24 protein-coding genes are annotated in these 22879 nt (G+C 63.6%); 14 read left to right on the top strand and 10 right to left on the bottom strand.

The genetic code is table 11. The features are described from left to right. The first annotated feature begins 132 nt into the window (after positions 1–132). The 3 genes from AC0L2M_RS03455 (at position 133) to AC0L2M_RS03445 (ending at position 2683) form a co-directional block, all read left to right on the top strand. The gene (locus AC0L2M_RS03455) at positions 133–1428 is read left to right on the top strand and encodes a DUF445 domain-containing protein (protein WP_473534043.1); all 1296 of its coding nucleotides are present in this window, start codon (positions 133–135) and stop codon (positions 1426–1428) included. Positions 1429–1523: 95 nt separating this feature from the next. Continuing rightward, complete coding sequence (locus AC0L2M_RS03450; protein ID WP_473534042.1) at positions 1524–1952, top strand: phasin family protein; 429 nt, start codon at positions 1524–1526, stop codon at positions 1950–1952. A gap of 230 nt (positions 1953–2182) precedes the next feature. Beyond that, entirely contained in the window at positions 2183–2683 is a 501-nt protein-coding gene (locus AC0L2M_RS03445; protein WP_473534041.1) for a MaoC family dehydratase, read from the top strand. A 57-nt stretch (positions 2684–2740) separates the two neighbouring features. On the opposite strand, the gene AC0L2M_RS03440 is transcribed toward AC0L2M_RS03445, so the two are convergent. Then, positions 2741–4144, bottom strand: a complete 1404-nt coding sequence (locus AC0L2M_RS03440) for an aminotransferase-like domain-containing protein (protein WP_473534040.1) — start codon at positions 4142–4144, stop codon at positions 2741–2743. 106 nt (positions 4145–4250) lie between these two features. On the opposite strand from AC0L2M_RS03440, the gene AC0L2M_RS03435 reads away from it, so the two are divergent. Continuing rightward, positions 4251–5114 carry a DMT family transporter gene (locus tag AC0L2M_RS03435; protein WP_473534039.1) on the top strand — a complete coding sequence of 288 codons (864 nt, stop codon included), beginning with the start codon at positions 4251–4253 and terminating at the stop codon, positions 5112–5114. A gap of 170 nt (positions 5115–5284) precedes the next feature. Here AC0L2M_RS03435 and AC0L2M_RS03430 read toward each other — a convergent pair whose 3' ends face one another. Together AC0L2M_RS03430 and maiA are read right to left on the bottom strand one after the other, a co-directional pair. Beyond that, on the bottom strand, positions 5285–6325 hold the full coding sequence (locus tag AC0L2M_RS03430) for a zinc-dependent alcohol dehydrogenase family protein (RefSeq protein ID WP_023803601.1): 1041 nt from the start codon (positions 6323–6325) through the stop codon (positions 5285–5287). Positions 6326–6354: 29 nt separating this feature from the next. After that, positions 6355–7005 (bottom strand): maleylacetoacetate isomerase, encoded by a 651-nt coding sequence (gene maiA / locus AC0L2M_RS03425; RefSeq protein ID WP_128166755.1) that lies wholly within the window; start codon positions 7003–7005, stop codon positions 6355–6357. Between the two features lie 157 nt (positions 7006–7162). Here maiA and AC0L2M_RS03420 point away from each other — a divergent pair, with 157 nt between their 5' ends. Continuing rightward, positions 7163–7846 (top strand): response regulator, encoded by a 684-nt coding sequence (locus AC0L2M_RS03420; protein ID WP_023803603.1) that lies wholly within the window; start codon positions 7163–7165, stop codon positions 7844–7846. Positions 7847–7969: 123 nt separating this feature from the next. Here the strand turns inward: AC0L2M_RS03420 and AC0L2M_RS03415 are convergent, their stop codons facing one another. Then, positions 7970–9310 carry an ATP-binding response regulator gene (locus AC0L2M_RS03415; RefSeq protein ID WP_128166753.1) on the bottom strand — a complete coding sequence of 447 codons (1341 nt, stop codon included), beginning with the start codon at positions 9308–9310 and terminating at the stop codon, positions 7970–7972. Positions 9311–9318: 8 nt separating this feature from the next. Beyond that, positions 9319–10488 carry an FIST N-terminal domain-containing protein gene (locus AC0L2M_RS03410; RefSeq protein ID WP_473534275.1) on the bottom strand — a complete coding sequence of 390 codons (1170 nt, stop codon included), beginning with the start codon at positions 10486–10488 and terminating at the stop codon, positions 9319–9321. A 205-nt stretch (positions 10489–10693) separates the two neighbouring features. Here AC0L2M_RS03410 and AC0L2M_RS03405 point away from each other — a divergent pair, with 205 nt between their 5' ends. From AC0L2M_RS03405 to AC0L2M_RS03390, 4 genes are all read left to right on the top strand, one after another. Further along, positions 10694–11125: a nuclear transport factor 2 family protein gene (locus AC0L2M_RS03405; protein WP_473534038.1), complete on the top strand. Its 432-nt coding sequence runs from the start codon at positions 10694–10696 to the stop codon at positions 11123–11125. Positions 11126–11389: 264 nt separating this feature from the next. Further along, the gene (locus AC0L2M_RS03400; protein WP_287055216.1) at positions 11390–11884 is read left to right on the top strand and encodes a (2Fe-2S)-binding protein; all 495 of its coding nucleotides are present in this window, start codon (positions 11390–11392) and stop codon (positions 11882–11884) included. Positions 11885–11995: 111 nt separating this feature from the next. Next, complete coding sequence (locus tag AC0L2M_RS03395) at positions 11996–14344, top strand: xanthine dehydrogenase family protein molybdopterin-binding subunit (protein ID WP_473534037.1); 2349 nt, start codon at positions 11996–11998, stop codon at positions 14342–14344. A gap of 116 nt (positions 14345–14460) precedes the next feature. Then, on the top strand, positions 14461–15258 hold the full coding sequence (locus AC0L2M_RS03390; protein ID WP_473534036.1) for an FAD binding domain-containing protein: 798 nt from the start codon (positions 14461–14463) through the stop codon (positions 15256–15258). A gap of 103 nt (positions 15259–15361) precedes the next feature. Here AC0L2M_RS03390 and AC0L2M_RS03385 read toward each other — a convergent pair whose 3' ends face one another. The 3 genes from AC0L2M_RS03385 to AC0L2M_RS03375 all read right to left on the bottom strand — a co-directional run bounded on the left by AC0L2M_RS03385 (position 15362) and on the right by AC0L2M_RS03375 (position 17768). Then, on the bottom strand, positions 15362–15877 hold the full coding sequence (locus tag AC0L2M_RS03385) for a GNAT family N-acetyltransferase (RefSeq protein ID WP_128246840.1): 516 nt from the start codon (positions 15875–15877) through the stop codon (positions 15362–15364). After that, entirely contained in the window at positions 15874–16680 is an 807-nt protein-coding gene (locus AC0L2M_RS03380) for a copper homeostasis protein CutC (RefSeq protein WP_473534035.1), read from the bottom strand. Before AC0L2M_RS03380 ends, AC0L2M_RS03385 begins: the two co-directional genes overlap by 4 nt. Before the next feature lie 179 nt (positions 16681–16859). After that, a complete protein-coding gene (locus AC0L2M_RS03375) occupies positions 16860–17768 on the bottom strand; it encodes a LysR family transcriptional regulator (RefSeq protein ID WP_128246838.1) in 909 nt (302 codons plus the stop codon). A 126-nt stretch (positions 17769–17894) separates the two neighbouring features. Between AC0L2M_RS03375 and AC0L2M_RS03370 the strand changes: the two genes are divergently transcribed. Genes AC0L2M_RS03370 through AC0L2M_RS03355 form a run of 4 tightly spaced genes read left to right on the top strand, consistent with a single transcriptional unit; the run spans position 17895 to position 19988 of the window. Then, entirely contained in the window at positions 17895–18398 is a 504-nt protein-coding gene (locus AC0L2M_RS03370) for a nuclear transport factor 2 family protein (protein ID WP_023803615.1), read from the top strand. Positions 18399–18457: 59 nt separating this feature from the next. Beyond that, a complete protein-coding gene (locus tag AC0L2M_RS03365; RefSeq protein ID WP_473534034.1) occupies positions 18458–19075 on the top strand; it encodes an alpha/beta hydrolase in 618 nt (205 codons plus the stop codon). Then, positions 19006–19437 carry a hypothetical protein gene (locus tag AC0L2M_RS03360; protein WP_473534033.1) on the top strand — a complete coding sequence of 144 codons (432 nt, stop codon included), beginning with the start codon at positions 19006–19008 and terminating at the stop codon, positions 19435–19437. The genes AC0L2M_RS03365 and AC0L2M_RS03360 overlap by 70 nt, the downstream gene beginning before the upstream one ends. Next, entirely contained in the window at positions 19434–19988 is a 555-nt protein-coding gene (locus tag AC0L2M_RS03355) for a nuclear transport factor 2 family protein (protein ID WP_473477051.1), read from the top strand. The genes AC0L2M_RS03360 and AC0L2M_RS03355 overlap by 4 nt, the downstream gene beginning before the upstream one ends. Before the next feature lie 61 nt (positions 19989–20049). Here the strand turns inward: AC0L2M_RS03355 and AC0L2M_RS03350 are convergent, their stop codons facing one another. Continuing rightward, positions 20050–20904, bottom strand: coding sequence for an AraC family transcriptional regulator (locus AC0L2M_RS03350; RefSeq protein ID WP_473534032.1), 855 nt, complete (start codon positions 20902–20904; stop codon positions 20050–20052). Between the two features lie 100 nt (positions 20905–21004). Here AC0L2M_RS03350 and AC0L2M_RS03345 point away from each other — a divergent pair, with 100 nt between their 5' ends. After that, positions 21005–22177 carry an amidohydrolase gene (locus tag AC0L2M_RS03345; protein ID WP_473534031.1) on the top strand — a complete coding sequence of 391 codons (1173 nt, stop codon included), beginning with the start codon at positions 21005–21007 and terminating at the stop codon, positions 22175–22177. A 104-nt stretch (positions 22178–22281) separates the two neighbouring features. On the opposite strand, the gene AC0L2M_RS03340 is transcribed toward AC0L2M_RS03345, so the two are convergent. Further along, positions 22282–22879: hypothetical protein (locus AC0L2M_RS03340; RefSeq protein WP_473534030.1), on the bottom strand; the 598-nt coding region annotated here is incomplete at its 5' end.

Below are 22879 nucleotides of genomic sequence, written 5' to 3'. Positions count from 1 at the left end.
ACCGCATAATAGTTGAAGATTTTTATCAGCTTTGTGTGGGCGGTCGTGCAAACCACGACCCTGATATGGCGCGCATTCGGGTGGGCGGATTACTAAGTTAACTCCGCGACATAGACCAGGAGCAGTTCATCCATGTCACAATCATCACCGGCTTGGGCGTCCGCCCGCTTCGATGCCGACGCGGAGGCCAAACTTTCGGCGCTTCGGCGCACAAAATTCGTCGCCACCGCAGCGCTCGCCCTCTGCGTGCTCATCTTTGCGGTGGCCAAGTCGTTCGAGGGCCACTATCCGTGGCTGGGTTTCGTCGCTGCTTTCGCCGAGGCGGCGACGATCGGCGGGCTGGCCGACTGGTATGCGGTGGTGGCGCTGTTCAGACGGCCGCTCGGCCTGCCGATCCCGCACACCGCGATCATCCCGGAGAACCAGAACCGCATCGCCGACAATCTCGGCCGCTTCATCGAGGCCAATTTCCTGGCGCCCGAGCCGGTGCGCGAAAAGCTTGCCGAGGTCGATTTTTCCGCGCTCGTCGCCGACTGGCTGGCCGACCCCAACCGCGCCGCCGATCTGTCGCATTTCGTCGGCCGGCTGGTGCCGCAGACACTGGCGGCCGTCGAGCAATCCGGCCTGCGCGGCTTCGTCAGCAGCCGCATTCTGGAGCAGATCGAAAAGGTGCCGCTGGCGCCGCTCGCCGCCGAGTTGCTGTCGGCGCTGACCGACGACCGCCGCCACCAAAGGCTGTTCGACGAATTCACCAAGGTCGTCGGCCGTTTCCTGAGCGACGAGCAGGCGCTGACGACGATGCGCGAGAAGATCCGCGAGGAACTGCCGTCGCTGTTCAACCTGTTTCGCGCCGACGCCTATCTGCTGAAGAAGATCGTCGCCTCCGCCGGTTCGTTGCTCGACGAGGTGCGGGCCGATCCCGATCACCCGATGCGCGCCGAATTCGACCGTTTTGTCCTGAGCTTCGTCGAGCGGCTGAGGACGTCCAAGCAATATGCCAAGCGCGCCGAGAAACTGAAGCGCGATTTCCTCGCCCGGCCGGAGCTGAAGGCGCTGGCCGGCGACATGTGGGAAAGCCTCAGTGTGTTCATCGAGCAGGACGCCAAGGCGCCGAATTCGATGATTCGCGCCCATCTCGCCAGCATGTTCGTCGAGGTCGGCCGCCATCTTGCCGGCGACGCCCAGATCAGGGCCGACATGAACCAGGGGTTTATCGTTGCGCTGTCGTCGTTCGTCGAAAGCCAGAAGAGCGGCGTCTCGAAATTCATCGCCGATCAGGTCAAGCGCTGGGACCTTGCGCAACTGACCAGGCTGATCGAAATGAACATCGGCAGGGACCTGCAATATATCCGCTTCAACGGCATGATCATCGGCGGCCTGGCGGGCGTCGTGCTCCACACTTTGGAACGGCTGTTCCTCGTCGGCTGAGGCGCGATGTGTGCGCGGCCGAATGGACCGCGAAGCTCCGCTGTTCTATTGTTTCTCTTCAGCTGCCGAATTCGCAGCAACAGAGGAAAACCACCATGGCAAAGCGACCGGAATCCGACACCTTCATCGACATGTTCGACAGGTTCGGCCGCGACCTGAAGCTGCCGAACGTCGATGTCGAGGCGATCCTCAGCCATCATCGAAAGAACCTCGAAGCACTGGAAAAGTCGGCCAGGGCAAGTGCTGCCGGAGCGTCGTCGCTGCTCTCCAGACAACGCGAGATGCTGCAGGACACGCTGCACGAGATCGCCGACATGGCACAGGACTACAGGGCGCCGGGCGATCCTCGGGAGCTGATGGCCAAGCAAACGGCGTTCGCCAGGAAATCCTTCGAAACCGCATTGAAGAATGCCGGCGAGGTGGCCGAGCTGGCCAGGAAATCCGGCACCGAATCGGTCGAGATCCTGCGCGAGCGCATCAAGGAGGCGATGGAGGAAATCCGCAGCGGCTACGACAAGAAGTAGGCTGTTTCCCAAGCCGCTGGACTTTTCTGTCGTCATCCCGGCTGGCGAAAGCCTTGGTGTTGGTCCCGCCGAGGCGGACAAAGTTCCTCTTGCTCGATAATCCTGTTGCCAGCTCTACACCGGCACTGGCGCGATCCGGCCGAGGATATCGCGGCGGAACACACTGAGCGAATTGACAGAGGCGGCCGGTTCGTGGTCCGGAGGCAGGGCAAGCGATCGGGAAAGCAGGAATGACGCAAATACGGCTGAGGCCGCCGCCGACCTACGAACAGCTCAGGACGATGACAGGGCAGGAGCTTGGCGTGTCGGACTGGACGACGGTCGACCAGAGCCGCATCGACCAGTTCGCCGAATGCACTGGCGACCGCCAATGGATCCATGTCGATCCAGAGCGGGCGAAGCGGCAGAGCCCGTTCCGCGCCACCATCGCGCATGGCTATCTGACGCTGTCGATCATCGGCGCGCTGGCGCTCGACATGGGCATCGTGCCGGAAAACACGCAAGCCGTCTTCAATTATGGTTTTGACAAGGTGCGGTTCCTGGCGCCGGTCAGGGCCCGCGCGCGCATCAGGCTGCGGATCACGCTGTTGTCCATGGAGGACAAGGGCCCCGGCCAGTATCTGATGAAGGCGGCCAACATCGTCGAGATCGAAGGTGAGAAGAAGCCGGCGCTGACCGCCGAAACGCTGGTCATGCTCTATGAGCGGCGGCGCAGGCGGGCGGGGCCGTGAGGGGCGAAGCGCCATCTTGCCTTCTCCCCTTGTGGGAGAAGGGACAGTGCGGGAAAATCAACGCGACATCGCCTCTTCAAGCGTCCTGAAAATTCTCTCATCCGCCGACTGCGCGACGTTGAAGCGCAGGAAACGGCTGGCGGTTTGGGACAGGCTGAACGCATTGCCGGGCGCCAGCACGACATTGGCCGACAAGGCGCGGCGGGCTATTTCCGCTGCATCGACGCCTTCCGGCAGTCTGCACCACAAGAACATGCCGGTCGGCTGGTCGATCCACGGCATGATGCCGATCGCCTTCAGGCGGCTGCCTGTCTCAGCCATGGCGCGTGAAAGCCGCGTGCGCAGCAAATCGACGTGCTTGCGATAGCTGCCGTCCTTCAGCAGCGTCAGCACCAGTTCGGAGGCAAGCCTGCCGCTGCCGAAGGACGTGGCGATCTTGAGGTCGGTCAGCCCTTCCATCCAGTCGCGCGGAGCCGCGATGAAGCCGCAGCGCACCGACGCCGAAAGCGTCTTGGAGAAGCTGCCGATATGGACGACGCGACCAAGACCGTCGAACGCCGCCAGCCTGGGTGCCGGGGTGTGTTCGAAGTCGGCAAAGATATCGTCTTCTATGATCGTCAGATCCGATTGGTCGGCGAGCTTGAGCAATCGGTGGGCGACGACCGGCGACAGAATTGCACCCGTTGGATTGTGAAGCGCGGAATTGGTGATGTAGAGGCGCGGCCGGTGCTCGATCAGCGCCTGCGCGAACAGCTCGATATCCGGTCCCGACGGCGTATAGGGAACGCCGACCACCTTGGCCCGATGAGCGCGCAACAGGGCATGGAAGTTGAAATAGCAGGGGTCGTCCACCAGCACCGTGTCGCCCGGTTCGAGCAGGAACCGGCACAGGAGGTCGATGGCCTGGGTGCCCGATTCCGTCAGCATGATCTGGTCGGGAGACGCCTCGATGCCGTGCTCTGCCATGCGCCGGGCGAGCAGATGACGCAGCGGCGGCAGCCCGAGCGGAGTGCCGTAATCGGTCAGCGTGACATCATCGCCGCGTGCCATTGTCCGTAGCGCCCGGCGCAATCCGGCCTCCGGCATCCACGCGGCCGGCAGCCAGCCGCAACCGGGTTTGAGCACGCCGTCGCCGGCTTCCAGCGACTGGCGCGAAACCCAGAGCGGATCGACGGCACGGTCAAGCCTGGGGCCGATCTCGGCCAGCGACAAGGGAGCCAACGGTCCGGCGGCATAAAAGCCCGAACCTGGACGCGAGCGGATGATGCCTTCTGCGGCAAGACGCTCATAGGCTTCGACCACTGTGGATTTCGAAACCTGCATGGTTTTCGCGAAAGCCCGGATCGAAGGCAATCGTGTTCCCGGTGTCAGGCTGCGCGCGGCGATCCTGTGCCTGATCGTCGCCATGACGCTTTCGACAAGCGTCCCGCTGCCCACATTTGCCGTCGTCTGCTCGTCCATCCGTACTGCTCAATCTACCATGACAGTTTTGTCGAACTGTACCTCATTGTCTCTGGCGGCGCCATAGGTCCGGCCCGATAGAGGGCGAGAACATCAGGGGCATGCGATGGACAAGACGGCGGGCGGCTGGATCAACGGATTCGTAGGAGTACTGATTTTCAGCGGATCGCTTCCGGCAACGCGGGTTGCGGTGATGGATTTCGATCCGGCCTTCCTGACCGTCGCCCGCGCTGCCACGGCAGGCATCCTCGGCCTGGCGCTTCTGCTCGTCTTTCGCCAGAAGCGTCCGGAACGGCAGGATCTGTTGTCGCTGACCATCGTGGCGCTCGGCGTCGTGGTCGGCTTTCCGCTGCTGACCGCGCTGGCGCTCAAGCACGTCACCTCGGCCCATTCCATCATCTTCATCGGCCTGTTGCCGCTGGCGACCGCGATCTTCGGCGTCATTCGCGGCGGCGATCGCCCCAAACCGGCCTTCTGGCTGTTTTCATGCCTTGGCAGCGCCCTGGTTGCCGGATTTGCGGTGACCCAAAGTGTCTCGGCCTCGCCGCTTGGCGACATGCTGATGCTGGCGGCAATCATCGTGTGCGGACTGGGCTATGCGGAAGGCGCCACGCTGTCGCGCAAACTTGGTGGCTGGCAGGTGATCTCATGGGCGCTGGTGTTGTCACTGCCGGTCATGCTGGCGCTGACGCTCATCACCATGCCACCGTCGCTCGAAAACGTCGGCAAGGCCGCCTGGATCGGCCTGGCCTATGTCTCGCTGTTCAGCATGCTGATTGGTTTTGTGTTCTGGTATCGCGGGCTGGCTCAAGCCGGCATCGCCGCGGTCGGGCAGTTGCAGCTTCTGCAGCCTTTCTTCGGCCTCGGGCTAGCGGCAATGCTGCTGCACGAGCAAGTCAGCCCCGCCATGATCGCCGTCACCGCCGCCGTCGTGCTCTGCGTGGTCGGTGCGAAGAAATATGCGCGGTAGGCGGCGGCCTCTCTTCCTTCTCCCCTTGTGGGAGAAGGTGGATTGGCGCGCAGCGCCAAGACGGAAGAGGGGTGCTGGCCGGAGTGCTGTTGGTGCCAAGCTGGAGCACCCCTCATCCGGCCGCTTCGCGGCCACCTTCTCCCACAAGGGGAGAAGGGGGAGCCGCACGGCTAGAACTTCGTCACCACGCCGATGCCGATGCCTTCGAAGCCGCCCATCGCCATCAAGGCCGCGGGCGCCTCATCGAGGCTGATCCGCTTGCCGACCAGCAATTCGGGTTTCAGCTTGCCGGTGCGGATCATCTCCATCATCGCCTGGTAGCGGTAGGCTTGCATGCCGTGGCTGCCGAGGATTTCGAGCTCGAAGGCGATCACCTTGTCCATCGGGATCTGCGGCCTGGCGTGATCGCCAAGCATCAACCCGACCTGCACATGGCGGCCGCGCCGGCGCAGGTTCGCGATCGAGTTGAACGAGGTCGTCGGATGGCCGAGCGCGTCCATCGACATGTGCGCGCCGCCATTGGTGATCTGCTTGACCGCCTTGACCACGTTCGGCGTCCTGGCGGCATTGATCGTCGCCACCGCGCCGATTTTTTTGGCGAAGTCCAGCTTCTCGTCGGTCAGGTCGATGGCGATCACGTTGGCGCCCATGGCGCTGGCGATCATGATCGCCGACAGGCCGACGCCGCCGCAGCCATGCACGGCCACCCATTCGCCTGGTGTCACCCGGCCCTGGTCGACAATGGCGCGGAACGAGGTGACGAAGCGGCAGCCAAGGCTGGCGGCGGTGGCGAATTCCATCACGTCCGGCAAGCGGACCAGATTGGTGTCGGCATGGTCGATGGCGACATATTCGGCGAACGAGCCCCAGCCGGTGAAGCCGGGCTGGGTCTGGTGCTCGCAGACCTGATGGTTGCCGGAGCTGCATTCGAAGCAGCGGCCGCAGCCGACGGCGAACGGCACGGTGACGCGCTCGCCGGTCTTCCAGCGAGTCACCTGACTGCCGGCGGCCACCACGACGCCGGCAAGCTCGTGGCCCGGCACATGCGGCAGACGGATGCCGTCGTCGTGGCCCATCCAGCCATGCCAGTCGCTGCGGCAGAGCCCGGTCGCCTCGACCTTGATGACAACGCCGCCCGGTGCTGGCTCCGGATCGGCAACAGTCTGGATCGTCGGCACCTCGCCGAATTTTTCGAAGACAACGGCTTTCATCGGCAATTCCTCATAATTGGATAGCGCTGCTATTCGGCATCGATCTGGTTCTCGGGTGCGGCCTTTTGGAAGGCCGGCAGCGCCATGCAGGCGGCGTGGATGCGTGTGACCGTCGGGTAGGGCGCTATGTCGACGCCGAAACGGGCGTTGCTGGTGACCTGCGCGGCCAGGCAGATGTCGGCCAGCCCCGGCGTGTCACCATGGCAGAACGTTTTTGTTTCAGGCGATGAAACAAGAATCTTTTCAAGCGGCTGGAAACCTTCGTTCACCCAGTGCCGGAACCAGTTGGCGACGTCCTCGTCGCCGGCGCCGAACAGCGTGCGCAGCGACGTCAGCACGCGCAGGTTGTTCACCGGATGGATGTCGCAGGCGATCATCTGCGCCAGCATCCTGACGCGGGCCCGGCCAGGCGCGTCCTGCGGCAAAAGAGGCGGTTCGGGCCTGGTCTCGTCGAGAAATTCGATGATCGCCAGCGATTGCGTCAGCAGCGTGCCGTCGCCCAGGATCAGCGCCGGCACCAGTCCTTGCGGATTGACCGAGAGATAGGCGGGCTCGAGATGCTCGCCGTGGCGCAGATGATGCGGCACATACTGGTAGGTCAGGCCCTTCATCTCCAGCGCGATCCGCACCCGGTAGGAGGTGGAGGAGCGGTAGTAGTTATGCAGGACGAGATCGCTCATTCCTGCACATTCGGCCGATTTGGACGACCGGGCAAGGCATGATGGTCCCGAAATTGCCATCTCCGTCCTTCGGCCAGGGATGGCGATGTACTATTTGCCAATAATCTGGCCATGGTCGCTGGGCTATTCTATCCTGCCCTGAACTGAAACGAACGCCATGACCGCAGTCAACGATCGCGCCCGGTTTCTGATCATCGACGACCACCCGCTGTTTCGCGAGGCGCTGCACAGCGCCGTGCAGATGGCCTATCCGGACGTCGACACTGTCGAGGCGCGTTCGATCACCGAGGCGTTCGAGCTTCTGGCGGACGCCAAGCCGTTCGATCTCGCGCTGCTCGACCTCAGCATGCCCGACGTGCATGGCTTCGACGGACTGCTGCAGCTTCGGACCCGCTATCCGCGCCTGCCGGTGGTCATCGTTTCGGGGCATGAGGAGCCGAAGATCATTTCCGAGGCGCTGTCCTATGGTGCTGCCGGCTTCATCCCGAAATCGGCGCGCAAGAGCGATCTAGCCGCCGCCATACGCTCGGTGATGGAAGGCGCGATCTACGTGCCCGAAACCTATGAAGGCCAGCCGCCGGACGCCGACAGCACCGATCGCGCCGAGATGGTGCAGCGCCTTGCCAAACTGACGCCGCAGCAATTGCGGGTGCTGCAGATGCTGCGCCAGGGCCTGCTCAACAAGCAGATCGCCTACGAGCTGCAGGTCGGCGAAACCACCGTCAAGGCGCATGTCTCCGAAATCCTGCGCAAGCTCAATGTCTACAGCCGCACGCAAGCCGTCATCGAGGTTTCGAAGCTCGACAGCGCCGAGCTGTTTCGCGGCCAGGCGGGGTTTTAGCCGTACCCGTTAGGGTGACTAAACCGTAACCGAGAACTTACCTTTTCCGTCCAAGGACGAGAAATCACGGTGACAGCGCACCATTTTCCTGTCGCTCGCGGTCTTCTGCCCGTGTCTTTGGGATCAAGCCAAGAGATGCGCCAGCAGGGCGCGCAGCTGCGCCGGTTTCAGCGGCTTGCGCATCAGCTCGATGCCGGCGGCGCGGGCGGCTTTGGCGACGGTCTCCGAACCGTCGGCGGTGACGATCAGCGCCGGCACGGCGCGGCTGAGATAATCGCGGACCTCGGCGATCGTGGTGGTGCCGAGGTCGCCGCCGTCGAGATGCTGGTCGGCGATGACGATGTCCGGCACCCAGTCCGTATCGCCGAGCATGTCGAGTGCAGCATCGGTCGAGGTGGCAGGGCGCACCAGGCATTGCCAGCGCTCGAGGAGGGATGTCATCGCCTGCAGCACCTCGACGTCGTTCTCGACCAGCAGCACCTTCGTGCCGAACAGACCGTAGCCGCGCGGCCGCTCCATGTCGGCGCTGCTGGCAATGGGATCGACGCTGGCGCCGATCCCGACCGGAACGTCGATGTGGAAAATCGTGCCGTGCCCGACTTTCGACGAGAACGTCACGGGATGGCCGAGTGCGGCGGCGATGCGGCGCACGATGGCCAGGCCCAGTCCCAGCCCACCGCCGGCTAGCCCGGCATCGGTCGGGAAAGTGCCGCGGTGGAACTCCTCGAACACCGCCTCGCGCTGGTCGTCGGGGATGCCGCAGCCGGTATCGGCGACATCGATGCGGATCGTGTCGCCGCGATGCCTGGTGCCGACCAGCACGCCGCCGGAGCGGGTGTAGCGCAGCGCGTTGGAAAGGATGTTCTGCAGGATGCGGCGCAGCAAGGTGCGGTCCGAACGCACGACGGCGTTGACCGGCCGGAATTTTAGCGTCAGGCCCTTCAATTCGGCGACCGGCAGGAAATCCGAGCGCAGCGACGAAAACAGCACCTCCAGGCTGACGTCGCCGATATCGGGCTGCACGACGCCGGCATCGAGCTTGGAGATGTCGAGCAGGGTGCGGAGCAGATCCTCCATCGTCTCCAGCGACCGCTCGACCTGCCGGACCAGTTTTTTGCCTTCGTCGCTGGTCTGCACTTCGGCCAGCGCCGAGACGGAGAGATGCGCGGCGTTCAGCGGTTGCAACACGTCGTGGCTGGCGGCTGCCAGGAACCTGGTCTTGGACAGGTTCGCCAGTTCGGCGTTTTCCTTGGCCGCGCTCAAATCGATGTTGGATTGTTCCAATCTGCGCAGTGTCGAGTGCAGTTCCTCGGTGCGCGTACGCACTCGATTCTCGAGCGAAATCGCGGTCTGGAACAGCGAGAACGCGTTGCCTTGCTGGTCCATCGAGCGCTCGACGCGGCTGACAAGGGCTGCGTTGATCTTCTTCAGCTTCTCCAGGTCGTTGATGTCCCTGAGCGGCATGAAACCTCCTACTCCGCCGCCTGCCGCTCTCCGAAGGCGATGCCGGTGAACGTCTGGTTCAGATGCATCGACCGGTACTGCTCGCCATAGGTGCCGAAGCCGATGACGTTGTTGACCTTGTAGAGTTCCGACATCTCCCGAAAGACCTGGCGGTTGCGCGCATCGAGCCTGCGCAGCACGCAGTCAAAGGCGAGGATCATGTCGATGCCGCCAAGCCTTTCCTCGACATCCCTGAAGGCGGCACGCGTCGATTCAACCATGTTCTTGGGTCGGGCGATGGACAGGACGACGCCATCGTCGATGGCGCAGAAGAACGACAGCGAGCCGTCCGCATGCATCTTCTGGATCGAGCGGCAGTAAAATTCGCCGCCGACTTTCACCACCACCGGGTGCGAAGCGAAACTGAGCGGCGTCAGCATCTGCGGGATGACGCCGACCGAGGCGGCATATTCCTCGGCGGCATTGGTGGCGTTGAATTCGCGCACGGTGCGGTGATCGGGATCGGACGCGGTCACCACCAGCTTCTCGTCGGTGGGGACGAAATTGTCGGTCTTGAACACGTGGAAAGGAATTTCCGTGGTGATCAGCACGATGATGGCGCAGTCGCAGGCAACCTTGCCATTCGAGATCAGCCGCGTCGTCTCGAATTTCAAATCATCGCCCGCCGAACCGCCGATCAGTGGAATATCGTCGAGCCCCCAATGGATGGCGGAGGTGACCGCTTCTTCGGCATAGGACAGCCCGTCGATGAGGCAGAGCGCGAAAGTGGTGTCGGCTCGCTCGTGCCCGACGCGGCCGCGTAATGAACGCCTCAGCGCCTCGACTTCGCCGGTGATCCCGTCCATGCCCGATGACGACAGATTTTCGACCATGGTGCTGGCTGCCGAAAAAGATACGGAGGGAAGCAGCATGGCCATGACCTGGCCGTCCTCCAGGCCTTTGGGCGTAATCTCGCCGGCCGTCGAGCAGCCGGCATAGCGGAGCGCCGGCGCGTGGTTCTCCAGCGCTTCCGAAAGGGCGACTGCCTCAAGCAGGCTTTGCGAGAAAAACAGCAGGGCAAATCCAGCGTCGATGGCCGCGGCTTCCACTGCCACCGCCCGGGCGAACGCATCCGCGTCGGGTTCGTCGGTGGTGAGAACCGATAGACCGCATGCATAGCGCGTCCGTGAACTGGCCAGCGGCTTCCTCCTCCATTTCCTCCGACGCTCTTTTTGTGCGCGGCTGTTTTTTTGTGATCCTGGCGCGCCGGCGTCGAAGCCATTGTTGTCTTCAAGTGCTACTTTGGCAATGAGCCAACATGACGGAATTGAATTTTCTGCTGTTTTTGACAGCATCGGCGCTCAGAAACGTCAGATCCAAAACCACAGCGGAAGGGAGTTATCCATGGACGCCCAGGTCAGGAAGCTATTCGAACGCTACGAGCGGCTTTTCCGGAAATCCCTCGCCGGTGATGCCGACATGGACGAAGTCACGTCGGTCTATGCTTCCGCCTTCATTGCGGCGTCGCCTGCCGGCATCATGGTCGGGAAGAACGACGACCAGCTCAAGCAGGCTATGGAACAAGGCTATGCTCGCTATCGAGCGATCGGCACCAAGGAGATGCGAATACGCGATGTTGGCATTTCGCCGATAGACGAGCATCATTGCGTTGCCCACGTCGCCTGGACGTCGATCTTTGCGCGCAAAGGCCAAACCGACGTCACGATCGATTTCGACGTCCACTATCTCGTGCAGAAGCTGGGTGGGGAGCCCAAAATATTCGGCTGGGTGTCAGGCGATGAGCAGGAGGTTCTCAGAAAACACGGCATCGGCTGAAATCGGCCTGGCCAGCCCCATTGCCGCTCATGGCCGGCAGGCGGCATCGCATGGCGATCGAGGCTTCGCTTCGTTGCGCCGTTTGCCTGTCTTTGCGTGACCGAAAGTACAATAGGCGGATTTTCGGCCGAACTGCATTCTCGCAATCTCGGCATTCCGCGGCACTATTTCCCGTGCTCTAAGCGGTATAAGAATAGCGGACAGATGGAGGGCTCGGGCACCACCGACGCCAAAAACGACCAAGGTAACACCCAGGGAGGTTTCATGTCGGAGATATCATTGACGGTGAACGGAAAGCGGGTCAGCGGCGCTGCCGAAGACCGGACGCTTCTGGTTCATTTCTTGAGGGAGAATCTCGGCCTGACCGGGACGCATGTCGGCTGCGACACCTCACAATGCGGCGCCTGTGTGATCCATGTCGACGGCAAGGCGGTAAAATCCTGCACGATGCTTGCGGTGCAAGCCTCCGGGTCAAGCGTCGTGACCATCGAAGGCTTGGCTGACGGCGCCGACCTGCATCCGATGCAGGCGGCGTTCAAGGAGCATCACGGCCTGCAATGCGGTTTCTGCACGCCGGGCATGATCATGGCGGCGACCGACATGGTCAACCGTCACCCCGAAGGCCTCGACGAGGCCACGGTGCGGGCCGAGCTCGAAGGCAATATCTGCCGTTGCACCGGCTACCACAACATCGTGAAGGCGATCCTCGCCGCATCGGAGACGATGTCTTCGAAGGGCAAGGCCAGGCAAGCTGCATGAGGGGCAGTAAGGGAGTAGGGCAGTAAGGCAGTAGGGGAAGTCGGCTCAAATCCCTACTGCCCTACTGCCTTACTCCCCTATTCCCCTACTTTTTCGGGAGGAATTTCTGCGATGGGCATTGAAGGTGTTGGCGCTCGTGTAGCGCGCAAGGAAGACAAGCGGTTCATTACCGGCGCCGGGCGCTATGTCGACGACATGGTGGTTCCCGGCATGAAGCATGCGGCCTTCGTACGCAGCCCGCATGCGCATGCTGAGATCAAGAAGATCGATGTCAAAAAAGCCCAGGCCATGCCGGGTGTCATCGGCGTGCTGACCGGCAAAGAGCTCAAGGCCGACGGCATCGGCAATCTCATCTGCGGCTGGATGATCCATTCCAAGGAGGGCTCGCCGATGAAGATGGGGGCGTGGTCGCCGCTGGCCTTCGACAGGGTCCGTTATGTCGGCGACGCGGTGGTCGTCGTGGTTGCCGAAACCAAGGGCCAGGCGCGCGACGCTGCCGAAGCGGTCGACATCACCTACGAGGAACTGAAGGCAGTCGTCGATGCTCCGAAGGCGCTCGAAAGGAGTGCGCCACAGATCCATCCGGAAGCCGACGGCAATCTGATTTTCGACTGGGAGCTCGGCGACAGCGCGGCAACCAACGCGGCAATCAAGGCGGCTGCCCACATCACCCGCATGAAGATCGTCAACAACCGGCTGGTGCCGAACGCCATGGAGCCGCGCGCAGCGCTTGGTCACTACGACAAGGCCGAGGACCACTATACCTGCTGGACGACCTCGCAGAACCCGCATCTCGCGCGCCTGGTGATGAGCGCCTTCTACAATGTCGCGCCCGAAAACAAGCTGCGCGTCATCGCGCCGGATGTCGGCGGCGGCTTCGGCTCGAAGATTTATATCTATCCGGAAGAAATCATCTGCCTTTGGGCCTCGAAGAAAACCGGCGTGCCGGTCAAATGGGTCGCTGACCGCACCGAGAGCTTTCTCACCGACGCCCATGGCCGCGACCATGTCTCGACGGTCGAAATGGCCTTCGACAAGGACAACAGGATCACCGGGCTAAAGGTCGACACCATCGCCAATCTCGGCGCCTACATGTCGCTGTTCTCGTCCTGTGTGCCGACCTATCTCTACGCGACGCTGTTGTCGGGCCAGTACGACATTCCGGCGATCCACGCCAATGTGCGCGCCGTCTACACCAACACCGCGCCGGTCGACGCCTATCGCGGGGCAGGGCGGCCGGAGGCCACCTATCTGCTCGAACGCACCATGGAGACCGCCGCACGCGAGCTGGGCGTGTCGCCGGCGGAACTTCGCCGAAAGAACTTCATCACCGCGTTCCCGCACCAGACACCGGTCATCATGAACTATGATGCCGGCGATTATGCCGCTTCGCTGGACGCGGCGATCGCCGCTGCCGATTATGCCGGTTTTGCCCAGCGCAAGGCCGACGCCGCCAACAGAGGCAAGCTGCGCGGCATCGGCATGAGCTGCTATATCGAGGCCTGCGGACTGGCGCCGTCGGCGGCGGTCGGCAGTCTTGGAGCGGGTGTCGGCCTTTGGGAAAGTGCCGAGGTGCGCGTCAACGCCGCTGGAACCATCGAGGTGCTGACCGGCTCGCACAGCCACGGCCAGGGCCATGAAACGACCTTCGCGCAACTGGTCAACCAGCGCTTCGGCGTGCCGATCGACAGCGTCTCCATCGTCCATGGCGATACCGACAAGGTGCAGATGGGCATGGGCACCTACGGTTCGCGCTCGGGCGCCGTCGGCATGTCGGCCGTTGTCAAGGCGCTCGACAAGGTCGAGGCCAAGGCCAAGAAGATCGCCGCCCATCTGCTCGAGGCCGACGAGGGCGACATCGTCATCGAAAATGGCGCCCTGAAGGTCGCCGGCACCGACAAGCAAGTGCCGTGGTTCCAGATGGCGCTTGCTGCCTACACCGCCCACAACCTGCCTGGCGGCATGGAGCCGGGGTTGAAGGAGACCTCATTCTACGATCCGTCGAACTTCACCTTCCCGGCCGGCTGCTATGTCTGCGAGGTCGAGATCGATCCCGAGACCGGCGTGACCGAGGTCGTCCAGTTCGTCGCGGCTGACGATTTCGGCAACATCATCAACCCGATGATCGTCGAAGGCCAAGTGCATGGCGGCGTCGCCCAGGGAATCGGCCAGGCCTTGCTGGAGGGCACCCGCTACGACGCCAGCGGGCAGCTTTTGACGGCGAGCTACATGGACTACGCCATGCCGCGCGCCGACGACCTGCCGTCGTTCAAGGTCTCGACCTCGAACACGCCGTGCCCGGGCAATCCGCTCGGCATCAAGGGCTGCGGCGAGGCCGGCGCCATCGGCTCACCGCCGGCCGTGATCAACGCCATCACCGACGCCATCGGCATCACCGATATCGCCATGCCGGCATCGCCGTCCACGGTCTGGGCAGCGATCCGGGCGACGAAACATTGATAAGCAAATAGCGAATAGGGAGTAGCGAATAGGGAACAAAGTGCGTGCGAAGGGGTAGGCCCTATTCGCTACTCACTACTCCCTATTCGCTCCTTCCCCCGAAGGGAGAAAGACAAATGTACCCAGTCAACTACCACCGAGCCGCCTCCGTCGCCGAGGCCGTCAAGCTGCTCGAGACCGGCGATGCAAAGCTTTTGTCGGGCGGCATGACACTGATCCCGGCGATGAAGACGCGGCTTGCCGCACCGTCCGATCTCGTCGATCTTTCGCACATCGAGGAATTGAAAGGCATTGAGGTGGCGGGCTCCACCATCACCATCCACGCCGCCACCACGCATCACGATGTCGCCAGCGACGAGAAGCTGAAGAGGGCGTGTCCGGCGCTCGCCCATATGGCGTCCCGGATCGGCGATCCTGCGGTGCGCTACAAGGGCACAATCGGCGGCTCGATCGCCAACAACGACCCCGCCGCCGATTATCCGGCGGCACTTCTTGCCCTCGACGCCACCATCGTCACCAACAAGCGCGAGATCGCCGCCGACGCATTCTTCACAGGGCTGTTCGAGACGGCGCTGGAGGACGGCGAGATCGTCACCGCGGTGACCTTCACCGCGCCGGCCAAGGCGGCCTATGAAAAATTCCGCAACCCGGCATCGCGCTATGCGATCGTCGGTGTGTTCGTGGCCAACGGTGCGGATGGAGTCCGCGTTGCCGTCACCGGGGCCGGCGACAGCGGCGTCTTTCGTTCGAAGGAAATCGAGGCGGCGCTTGGCATGAATTTCGACGCCGCCGCCCTCAACGGAGTGAAAGTGCCGGCGAATGATTTGATGAGCGACATCCATGCCTCGGCCGATTATCGCGCCAATCTGATCGTGGTGATGGCCAAGCGCGCGGTGGCCGCCGCCAACGCCTGAACCGGCAGCGTGCCGGTTCTTCCTTCTCCCACAACAAGGGGAGAAACGCACGAGCCATGCGGCTCGCCCTGCAAACCGCATCTGGCAGGGCAGCGCTGTCGCCTCAGCCGGTGATCGGCCTGGTATAGTAGCGCACCGCCTTCTTGCCGCCGTGGATCACCGCGTCGCCGACCTCGACGAAGCCGAGCGCTGCGTGAAAGGCATCTGAAGCCGGGTTGGGCGGCTCGGCATTCACCTCGCAGGTGACGATGGTCTGGCCGGCACGCGAGACATGGTCGAACAGATCCTCATAGAGCCGCCGGGCATGGCCGCGGCCACGCGCTTCTCCCGCAACGACGACGCGGTCGACATAGACGAAGCGAGGATAGCGCTCGCGGAACCACAGGAAGTTCGGGCTGTCGTAGCGGGCGTCCTGGTCGAAGGTCATGATGAAGGCTTCGAGCGCGCCGATGCGGCGCGCATAAAACGCTTCGCCGAGCAGGAAGGACAGGCGTTCTGGCTCAAGCCACGACAACTCGGCCGCGTGCGCGTTGTTGAGGGCGAGGATGACGGGCTCGTCCTGCGGCGAGACCCGGTCGATCGGCAGGCGTGCCCGTTTGTTTTCTTCCTTCGCGATCATGCTTTCGCCGCCGCAATCGTCGCCGCCACCAGCGCCGCGTCGGTCACCGTGTTGCGGTACTCGCGGTCGAGGTCGGTGCCGCCCATGCCAACCCGGGGATTGCGGTAAAGCATGGCGCTCGGCACGTCCTTGAGTGCGGCGAAATGCATTTCGGTCAGTCCGGTTCTTTCCCGCACCTCGGCGATGTTGTTTGGGTCGAGCCCGCCGCAGCCGAGGATGATGATGCGCTTCCCCGCCTGCCGGACGAGGGCCGCCAGCAGGGCCGCGCCCTCCAATGCGGTGTCGCGCTGGCCGCTGGTCAGCACGCGGCCGACCTTGCTGCGGATCAGCGCTTCCAGCGCATCAGTCGGATCGCGTGTCATGTCGAAGGCACGGTGGCAGGTGACGTTTAAATGCCCTGCCGCCTGCACCAATTCGCTCATCCGCTTTTCGTCGATGGTACCGTCGGCATTCAGGCAGCCGACGACGACACCGGCGACGCCAAGCTCGCGCAGCGCGCTGATATCGGCGAGCATCGAACGATACTCGGTGTCACTGTAGAGAAAATCGCCGCCGCGCGGCCGCACGATGACGTGGAATGGGATCGTCGCTAGTTCGACGGCTGCGCGCACCATGCCAAAACTCGGTGTGACGCCGCCCTCGACGAGGCTGGCGCAGAGCTCGATCCGGTCGGCGCCGGCGGCTTGCGCGGCGAGCAGGCCATCGATGCCTTCGACGCAGATTTCGATCAGCGGCAGGCGAGGGCGTTCAGTGTCGGTCACAGGGCGATCCGTTGCTGATTCAAGATTTGCAGCCCTTAGCATCGGGCTCCGTGCCGCGAAAGCCGGAACTATTGGCTCAACGCGACGGGTTGTTGCGGTTTGCAATGCGGCCAATCAACGCCTTCAACCGCCTCAACGCCGCCACCCGGCAGATGGTCGGCGCCTGGGGTGAGCCGGACCGGCTCGCCGATATGCGTCATGGCTGGTTTCGCGGCGGCGCATCAGATCCGCAAATTGTGGGCGTTGGCGCGGACGAAATCGATGAACGCCCGCAGCTTTGGCGGGACGAGGCGACGGCTGGGATAATAGAGGTGGAGCGGTTCGTAGGTGGGACAGAAAGGCTCCAGCACCTTGACCAGCGCGCCTGAGGCGAGGAGCGGCGCAGCGAGGCCTTCGACGGCAAAGGCCAGGCCAAGCCCTTGCGCGGCGGCGGTGATGCAGAGCGGCAGTGTGTTCACGACCAGACGTGCGTCGGGCGTGAACTCGACCTGGCGTCCATCGACAACAAACTCCCAGGGCGAGATGGCGCGGGTGCGGGTGAAGGCGAAGGCGATGCAGCGGTGGGCAGCGAGGTCGGCGGGTCGTTTTGGCGTGCCGTTACGCGCCAGGTAGTCGGGGCTGCCCAACACCACCGTCTGCAACGGTCCGCCTAGACGCGCGCCGATCATATCTTTCTCAAGAAGCTCGCCGATCCGCACGCCGGCATCGAAGCCCTGCGCGGCGATGTCGACGAAATTGTCGTCGAAGATCAGGCTAAGCCGCACCTCGGGGTAGGCATCCATGAACGGTCCCATCAGCGGCTCGATCAGCAGCGGCGCGGCGATCCACGGCAGGCTCAGCCGCAGCGTGCCGGCGGGGCGGTCGCGGGTCTCACGCAGTGCCGCGCCTGCCGCCCGGATCTCCTCGGTCGCTGGGCGCACGTGGTCGAAATAGTGGGCGCCGGCTTCGGTCAGGCCGACGCTGCGGGTCGTGCGGTTGAGGAGCCGCACCCCGAGACGCTCCTCGAGGCCCTTGACCGCCTCGCTGAGCGAGGCCGGGGCGACGCCGAGTTCGGCAGCGGCGCGGGTGAAGCTTTTTGCCTCCGCGACCTTCACAAAGGCGACGATGCCGCTGAACTGGTCGAGTCGCATTGTGAGGATATTCCAAATAGCCTTGTCGGACTCTACGGGTTTTTCCGGTGAACCAAAAGTCTCATGTTGGGCCCGACGAACGGCCTCGCTGTTGCGACGGCTCGATCAAGCAAGGAGACAGGACCGATGACCAGGCTCGCTTCGCTCGCCGCCGGCGCTCTCCTGGCGGTGTCCGCCGCCCCCGCCAACGGCGGCCCGCAGGAAGACCGCAACATCCAGTTGATCAAGGACTATTACGCAGCCTATGCGACCGGGAACCCGGAGGCGGTTCGGCCCTTCCTGGCGGCCGACATCGTGTGGCGCATTCCCGGCCACCATCCGCTAGCCGGCGACAAGCGCGGGCCGGAGGAAGTGGTCGCCTTCTTCCGTGGCCTGGCCGACGGCAAATTCAGGGCTGAGCCGATCTTCTTCCAGGCGCAGGGTGATCTCGTCGTCGATATCCATCGCGGCTGGTCGAACGTCGGCTCGGGTCCCGAGATCGACCAGCTTTTCGCCCTGATGTTTCGCATCAAGGACGGCAAGATCGCCGAGGCGCAGAATTTCTTGACCGACATGTACCAGTCGGACACCTTCTACTGGACGCACTACAAGCTGAAGCCACTGCCCGGCCGACTGGCGGATGACCGCTGAGACGGCGGCCTTTAATCCGTCGCTCCGCGCTTTTCGCTCCAGGCCAAAGGAGATTTACGATGTTGAAAATCCTGACGCTGGCCACGGCAACCGCCGTCGCCCTCGGCTCAAGCGCCTTCGCCGCATCGCGCGTCGAGCGCGTTGCTTTCGCCGCGCACGGTGAGCAGATCGTCGGCGACCTCTATCTGCCCGAGGATCTGGACCCGGCGAGACCTCGACCCGCGCTGGTGGTGACCGGTGCCTGGATGACGGTGAAGGAACAGATGCCGGCCCGCTACGCCCGCGAGCTGGCCGACCGCGGCTTCGTCGCCTTGACCTTCGATTTTCGCGGCTGGGGCGAGAGCGGCGGCGCCCGCCGCCAGTATGAGGACCCCACCGCCAAGGTCGCCGACATCGAGGCGGCGGTCGCCTATCTCGCGGCCCGGCCCGAGATCAGCAAGGACCGCATCGGCGGGCTCGGCATTTGCGCCAGCTCCGGCTACACGGTTACTGCCGCCGCCAAAAATGCCGCGATCAAGTCGGTCGCTTTGGTCGCGCCCTGGCTGCACGATGCCGAGGTGGTCGAGCAGACCTATGGCGGCAAGGACGGCATTGCCAGGCTGAAGCTGTGGGTGATGCGGCCGAGGCCGCCTATCGCCGCACCGACAAGCAGGCTTTCCTGCCCGCCGCCAGCCTGACCGACGAGCGGGCGATCATGTTCAAGGTGCCTTACTATACAGAGGCTGGTCGCGGCATGATCCCGGCCTGGCGCAACGAGGCCGATCCGGCCTTCTGGCGCGGCTGGCTGACATTCGATGCGATCCAGGCTGCCCGGCGCCTGCATCAGCCCTTGCTGATGGTGCACAGCGAGGCGGCTGCCATCCCGCAGGGCGCGCGGAAATTCTATGCGCGGCTGACCGGGCCGAAGCAGGAGCTGTGGCTCGACAACGTCACCCAGTTCGACTTCTACGACCGCGCTGCGCCGGTGAAGTCGGCGAGCGACGCCGTTGCCGCGCATTTCCGCGCCACGCTGGGCAGTGCAGGGGAGGCGGGACAATGAGCCCCGTCACCCGCCGGTTTGTTTTGGCCTCGGCAGTTTTTGCCGCGACGCTTGCCGCTCTGCCCGCCTTGAGCACCATGCAGTCCACGGCTGCGCTGACGAGCGAAGACAAGGCCGCCATCGCCGAGGCGGTGGCGGGGATCGGCCTCTATGCCGATTTGCGCGAATGGGATCGGGTAAAATCCTATTTCACGACCCGCGTCACGACCGACTATACCAGCCTTTTCGGTGGCGAGGTCGCGACCAGCGACCGCGACGCGCTGATTGCTCAGTGGCAAGGCCTGCTGCCGGGCTTCGACGCCACCCAGCACCTCATCACCAACATCGTTGTCGAAGGCGCGGGTAACGATGCGGTCGCGCGCAGCCATGTCCGCGCCAGCCACTGGATCGGCGCCCGGTTCTGGACGGTCGGCGCCAGCTATCTGCACCGGCTGGTGCGGACGCCCGAAGGCTGGCGCGTCAGCGCCATCTCGATCCATCGCTTGTACGAGGAGGGCGACCGCGCCGTGCTGGCCGCCGCTGCGGACCGGGTGGAGGCGGCGGCGAAATGACAACGCAAGGTTGCGCCGGGAACCGATTGGCGCCGACATTGGTGGTCCGGCCACTGCCCGATCATTTCATGTCGATGTGAACTCGGTTTGGTTCGGGAGTTCTGCCTCTCCTGAACATGCCTGGCGTCATGCCATGCATGGTCCGGAACGCACGGGAAAGATGGCTCTGGTCGGCGAAACCTGCCGCAATGGCGGCCTCAGCGAGGCCGAGCCCCTGTTCGATCAAGAAACTGGCGCGACGCAGTCTCCGGTCGCGGATATAAGCTGCAGGCGTCAGGCCAATCGCTTTCTTGAAATCCCGGATGACCTGGAACCGGGTGACGCGCGCGGCGTCGGCAAGCCGCTGCAGGTCGCACTGCGACCCAAGGTCGCTTTCGACAAGGTTCTCGTAGAGCGAGAACCTCCGTCGCGATCCCGAGCTTTCGATCTCCTCTACCCGCCCGCTGCAATCGCCATGCCGAACGATGAGATGTCTCAAGGCGACGAGCAGCGACGTCTCGGCTTGCGTCGCGTCCGGTGAGGTCGAGCTCCGGTGCGCTGCCATCAACGCTGCGGCGAGATCGCTGTCTTCGATATTCGGACGTGAGAAGACCGGAGCGTCAGCCCTGCCCAGCTCGTGGGCGAGGCCCGCCATCAGCGGCACCGGGGGATAAAACGTCCGGTAGGCCCAGCCTTCCTCCGCACCCTGTTCCCCGTCATGCCACTCCTCGGGATTGACGACGGCAATGGTGCCTGCCGGAGCGACTATTTTGTGGCTCCCGATGCGGATGCGTTCGCAGCCAGCCGTGATCAGCGCGATCACATAGGTTGGGTGCGTGTGCAGTTCGTAGCGATGCTGCGTGAAGCGCGCCTTGAACAGGCCAAGCTCAGGGAAGCAGGGATGGCGCCAGTATTTCCTGGTCTCTGTCGCGTCCACGGTTTTTGTCCCTGCAGCGGTCAATCTGGTTTAAGACGCCTGTTGTGCGACCTTCTAATCGTGATCCAAACCGCCCTTTGCGGCTTGGAAGGAGAGCATCATGCTGCATAATGACCCGATCGCCGCTCTGACTCCAGAGGTCATAGCCTGGCGGCACCACATCCATTGCAATCCCGAACTCGGATTCAAGGAATACGAAACGGCGCGTTTCATTGCCGAGAAACTGCGCGCCTTCGGCCTCGACGAGGTGCATGAGGGGATCGGCGGCACCGGGGTCGTCGGCGTCCTGCGCAGCGGCACGGGCACACGCGCCATCGGCCTTCGCGCCGAGCTGGACGCGCTTCCGGTCGCAGAAAGGACCGGTTTGCCCTATGCGTCCAGGAACGAGGGCGTGATGCACGCCTGCGGCCATGACGGCCACACCGCCATGCTGCTCGGCGCGGCCAGCCTGCTCAGCCAATCCCGCGCCTTCGACGGCACCGTCTACTTCGTCTTCCAGCCAGCCGAAGAAAACGAAGGCGGCAGCCTGCGCATGATCGAAGACGGCCTGTTTGAGCGTTTCCCGATCGAGGCGATCTATGCCGTCCACAACTGGCCGGGCCTGGAGCAGGGGACGATCGCCGCTCGCGCTGGAGCACAGATGGCGGCCGTCGACAATTTCGAGCTGACCTTCGAGGGTTTTGGCGCGCATGCCGCCATGCCGCAGCTCGGCGACGACCCGATCCTGGCCGCGGGCGCCTTTGTCCAGGCCGTTCAGCGTATCGTCAGCCGCTCGGTCGATCCGCAAACCGCGCTGGTCGTCAGCCTCACCCAGATCCACGGCGGCAAAGTCGGCAACATCGTGCCGGGCAGGGTCTGGCTGCAAGGCACTTGCCGGTTTTTCGAGCCCGGTCATTCCGATCATTGCGAGAAGCTGATCGGCGAGATCGCCCACGGCATTGCCGCAGCCCATGCGCTCAAGGCCACGCTCGACTACAAGAAGGGCTGTCCGCCGCTCATCAACACGGCTGACGCCACGGCCCGCGCCATCGCGGCGGCCGCCGCCACCGTCGGCAGCGAGAACGTCTCGACCGAGTTCAGCCCGAGCCTCGGCTGCGAGGATTTCGCCTTCATGATCCGCGAGGCAGGCGGCTGCTACGCGTGGATCGGCGTCGGCGATGTCGGGCCCGGCGAGGGCCTGCACGGCGACCGCTACGTCTTCAATGACGAGATCGTGCCGACCGTGCTGCGCTACTACGTCAACCTGGTCGAGCAGACGCTTCCCGCCTCGTGAACCGTCAGAGGGAAAACTGACGGCTCAGCGGGAAACCCCGATCTGAATGCGATTCGTGCGCGATAAGCCGGGAAGGAGTCAGGCGCGAACCAACCCGACGCATCTCAGCCGGCTGTGGCCACGAGTTGCGTTACGCGGATGGGATTTTCCAGCACTGCCTGTGCGGTATCGGCCTGATTTTCATCGACCTGCGCCATCACGAAAATGACGCCTTGTTCAACATTCGGCTCACCCGGCTGTCTGGCAACATCGGCAGATGCCTGGAGAAGCCCACCAGCAAAGCCGCCGCAGGCCCCACCGACAAGAGTTAGGCCAGCCACCGCTCCGACAGGATCAATGCCGGTGGCCTCAAAAGCACCCAGGCCGATTAACAGACCAGCGGCCGCGCCAAGCGCGGCACCGCCCGGACCACGCAGGACAGCCCTGATTTCGTCGTCGTAAGGTCCGATGACGCTGATCTGTTCTTGAGAAACTCCTGCCGCCTGAAGCGCGGCAACGGCACGCGCTGCCTGGTCGCGGGAATCGAAAAGTCTGCTGATTGTTCGCATTTTGACACTGCCCATCGCATAGTCGCGCGCCCCGCAATTAGAAGAGGCGGGGGGCGGCAACCCACGCCGTGAAGTAACTGAAATATAATTAAGATATTGGGTGTGGCGGGGTAAAAAAAAAAGGGGGGAATGTGGACGCAGACGGAGCGATAAA

The organism is Mesorhizobium sp. WSM4806, assembly GCF_055811635.1.
The sequence above is the reverse complement of the archived record's forward strand: the minus strand, read 5'-3'. Positions and strand labels throughout refer to the sequence as shown.

Coding starts and splice junctions, on each gene's coding strand:
- AC0L2M_RS03435 (WP_473534039.1), top strand. CDS start 4,251: ATGGACAAGACGGCGGGCGGCTGGATCAACGGATTCGTAGGAGTACTG.
- AC0L2M_RS03390 (WP_473534036.1), top strand. CDS start 14,461: ATGTACCCAGTCAACTACCACCGAGCCGCCTCCGTCGCCGAGGCCGTC.
- AC0L2M_RS03370 (WP_023803615.1), top strand. CDS start 17,895: ATGACCAGGCTCGCTTCGCTCGCCGCCGGCGCTCTCCTGGCGGTGTCC.
- AC0L2M_RS03345 (WP_473534031.1), top strand. CDS start 21,005: ATGCTGCATAATGACCCGATCGCCGCTCTGACTCCAGAGGTCATAGCC.
- AC0L2M_RS03455 (WP_473534043.1), top strand. CDS start 133: ATGTCACAATCATCACCGGCTTGGGCGTCCGCCCGCTTCGATGCCGAC.
- AC0L2M_RS03430 (WP_023803601.1), bottom strand. CDS start 6,325: ATGAAAGCCGTTGTCTTCGAAAAATTCGGCGAGGTGCCGACGATCCAG.
- AC0L2M_RS03415 (WP_128166753.1), bottom strand. CDS start 9,310: ATGCCGCTCAGGGACATCAACGACCTGGAGAAGCTGAAGAAGATCAAC.
- AC0L2M_RS03365 (WP_473534034.1), top strand. CDS start 18,458: ATGTTGAAAATCCTGACGCTGGCCACGGCAACCGCCGTCGCCCTCGGC.
- AC0L2M_RS03450 (WP_473534042.1), top strand. CDS start 1,524: ATGGCAAAGCGACCGGAATCCGACACCTTCATCGACATGTTCGACAGG.
- AC0L2M_RS03385 (WP_128246840.1), bottom strand. CDS start 15,877: ATGATCGCGAAGGAAGAAAACAAACGGGCACGCCTGCCGATCGACCGG.
- AC0L2M_RS03445 (WP_473534041.1), top strand. CDS start 2,183: ATGACGCAAATACGGCTGAGGCCGCCGCCGACCTACGAACAGCTCAGG.
- maiA (WP_128166755.1), bottom strand. CDS start 7,005: ATGAGCGATCTCGTCCTGCATAACTACTACCGCTCCTCCACCTCCTAC.
- AC0L2M_RS03375 (WP_128246838.1), bottom strand. CDS start 17,768: ATGCGACTCGACCAGTTCAGCGGCATCGTCGCCTTTGTGAAGGTCGCG.
- AC0L2M_RS03395 (WP_473534037.1), top strand. CDS start 11,996: ATGGGCATTGAAGGTGTTGGCGCTCGTGTAGCGCGCAAGGAAGACAAG.
- AC0L2M_RS03420 (WP_023803603.1), top strand. CDS start 7,163: ATGACCGCAGTCAACGATCGCGCCCGGTTTCTGATCATCGACGACCAC.
- AC0L2M_RS03405 (WP_473534038.1), top strand. CDS start 10,694: ATGGACGCCCAGGTCAGGAAGCTATTCGAACGCTACGAGCGGCTTTTC.
- AC0L2M_RS03380 (WP_473534035.1), bottom strand. CDS start 16,680: ATGCTAAGGGCTGCAAATCTTGAATCAGCAACGGATCGCCCTGTGACC.
- AC0L2M_RS03440 (WP_473534040.1), bottom strand. CDS start 4,144: ATGGACGAGCAGACGACGGCAAATGTGGGCAGCGGGACGCTTGTCGAA.
- AC0L2M_RS03355 (WP_473477051.1), top strand. CDS start 19,434: ATGAGCCCCGTCACCCGCCGGTTTGTTTTGGCCTCGGCAGTTTTTGCC.
- AC0L2M_RS03400 (WP_287055216.1), top strand. CDS start 11,390: ATGTCGGAGATATCATTGACGGTGAACGGAAAGCGGGTCAGCGGCGCT.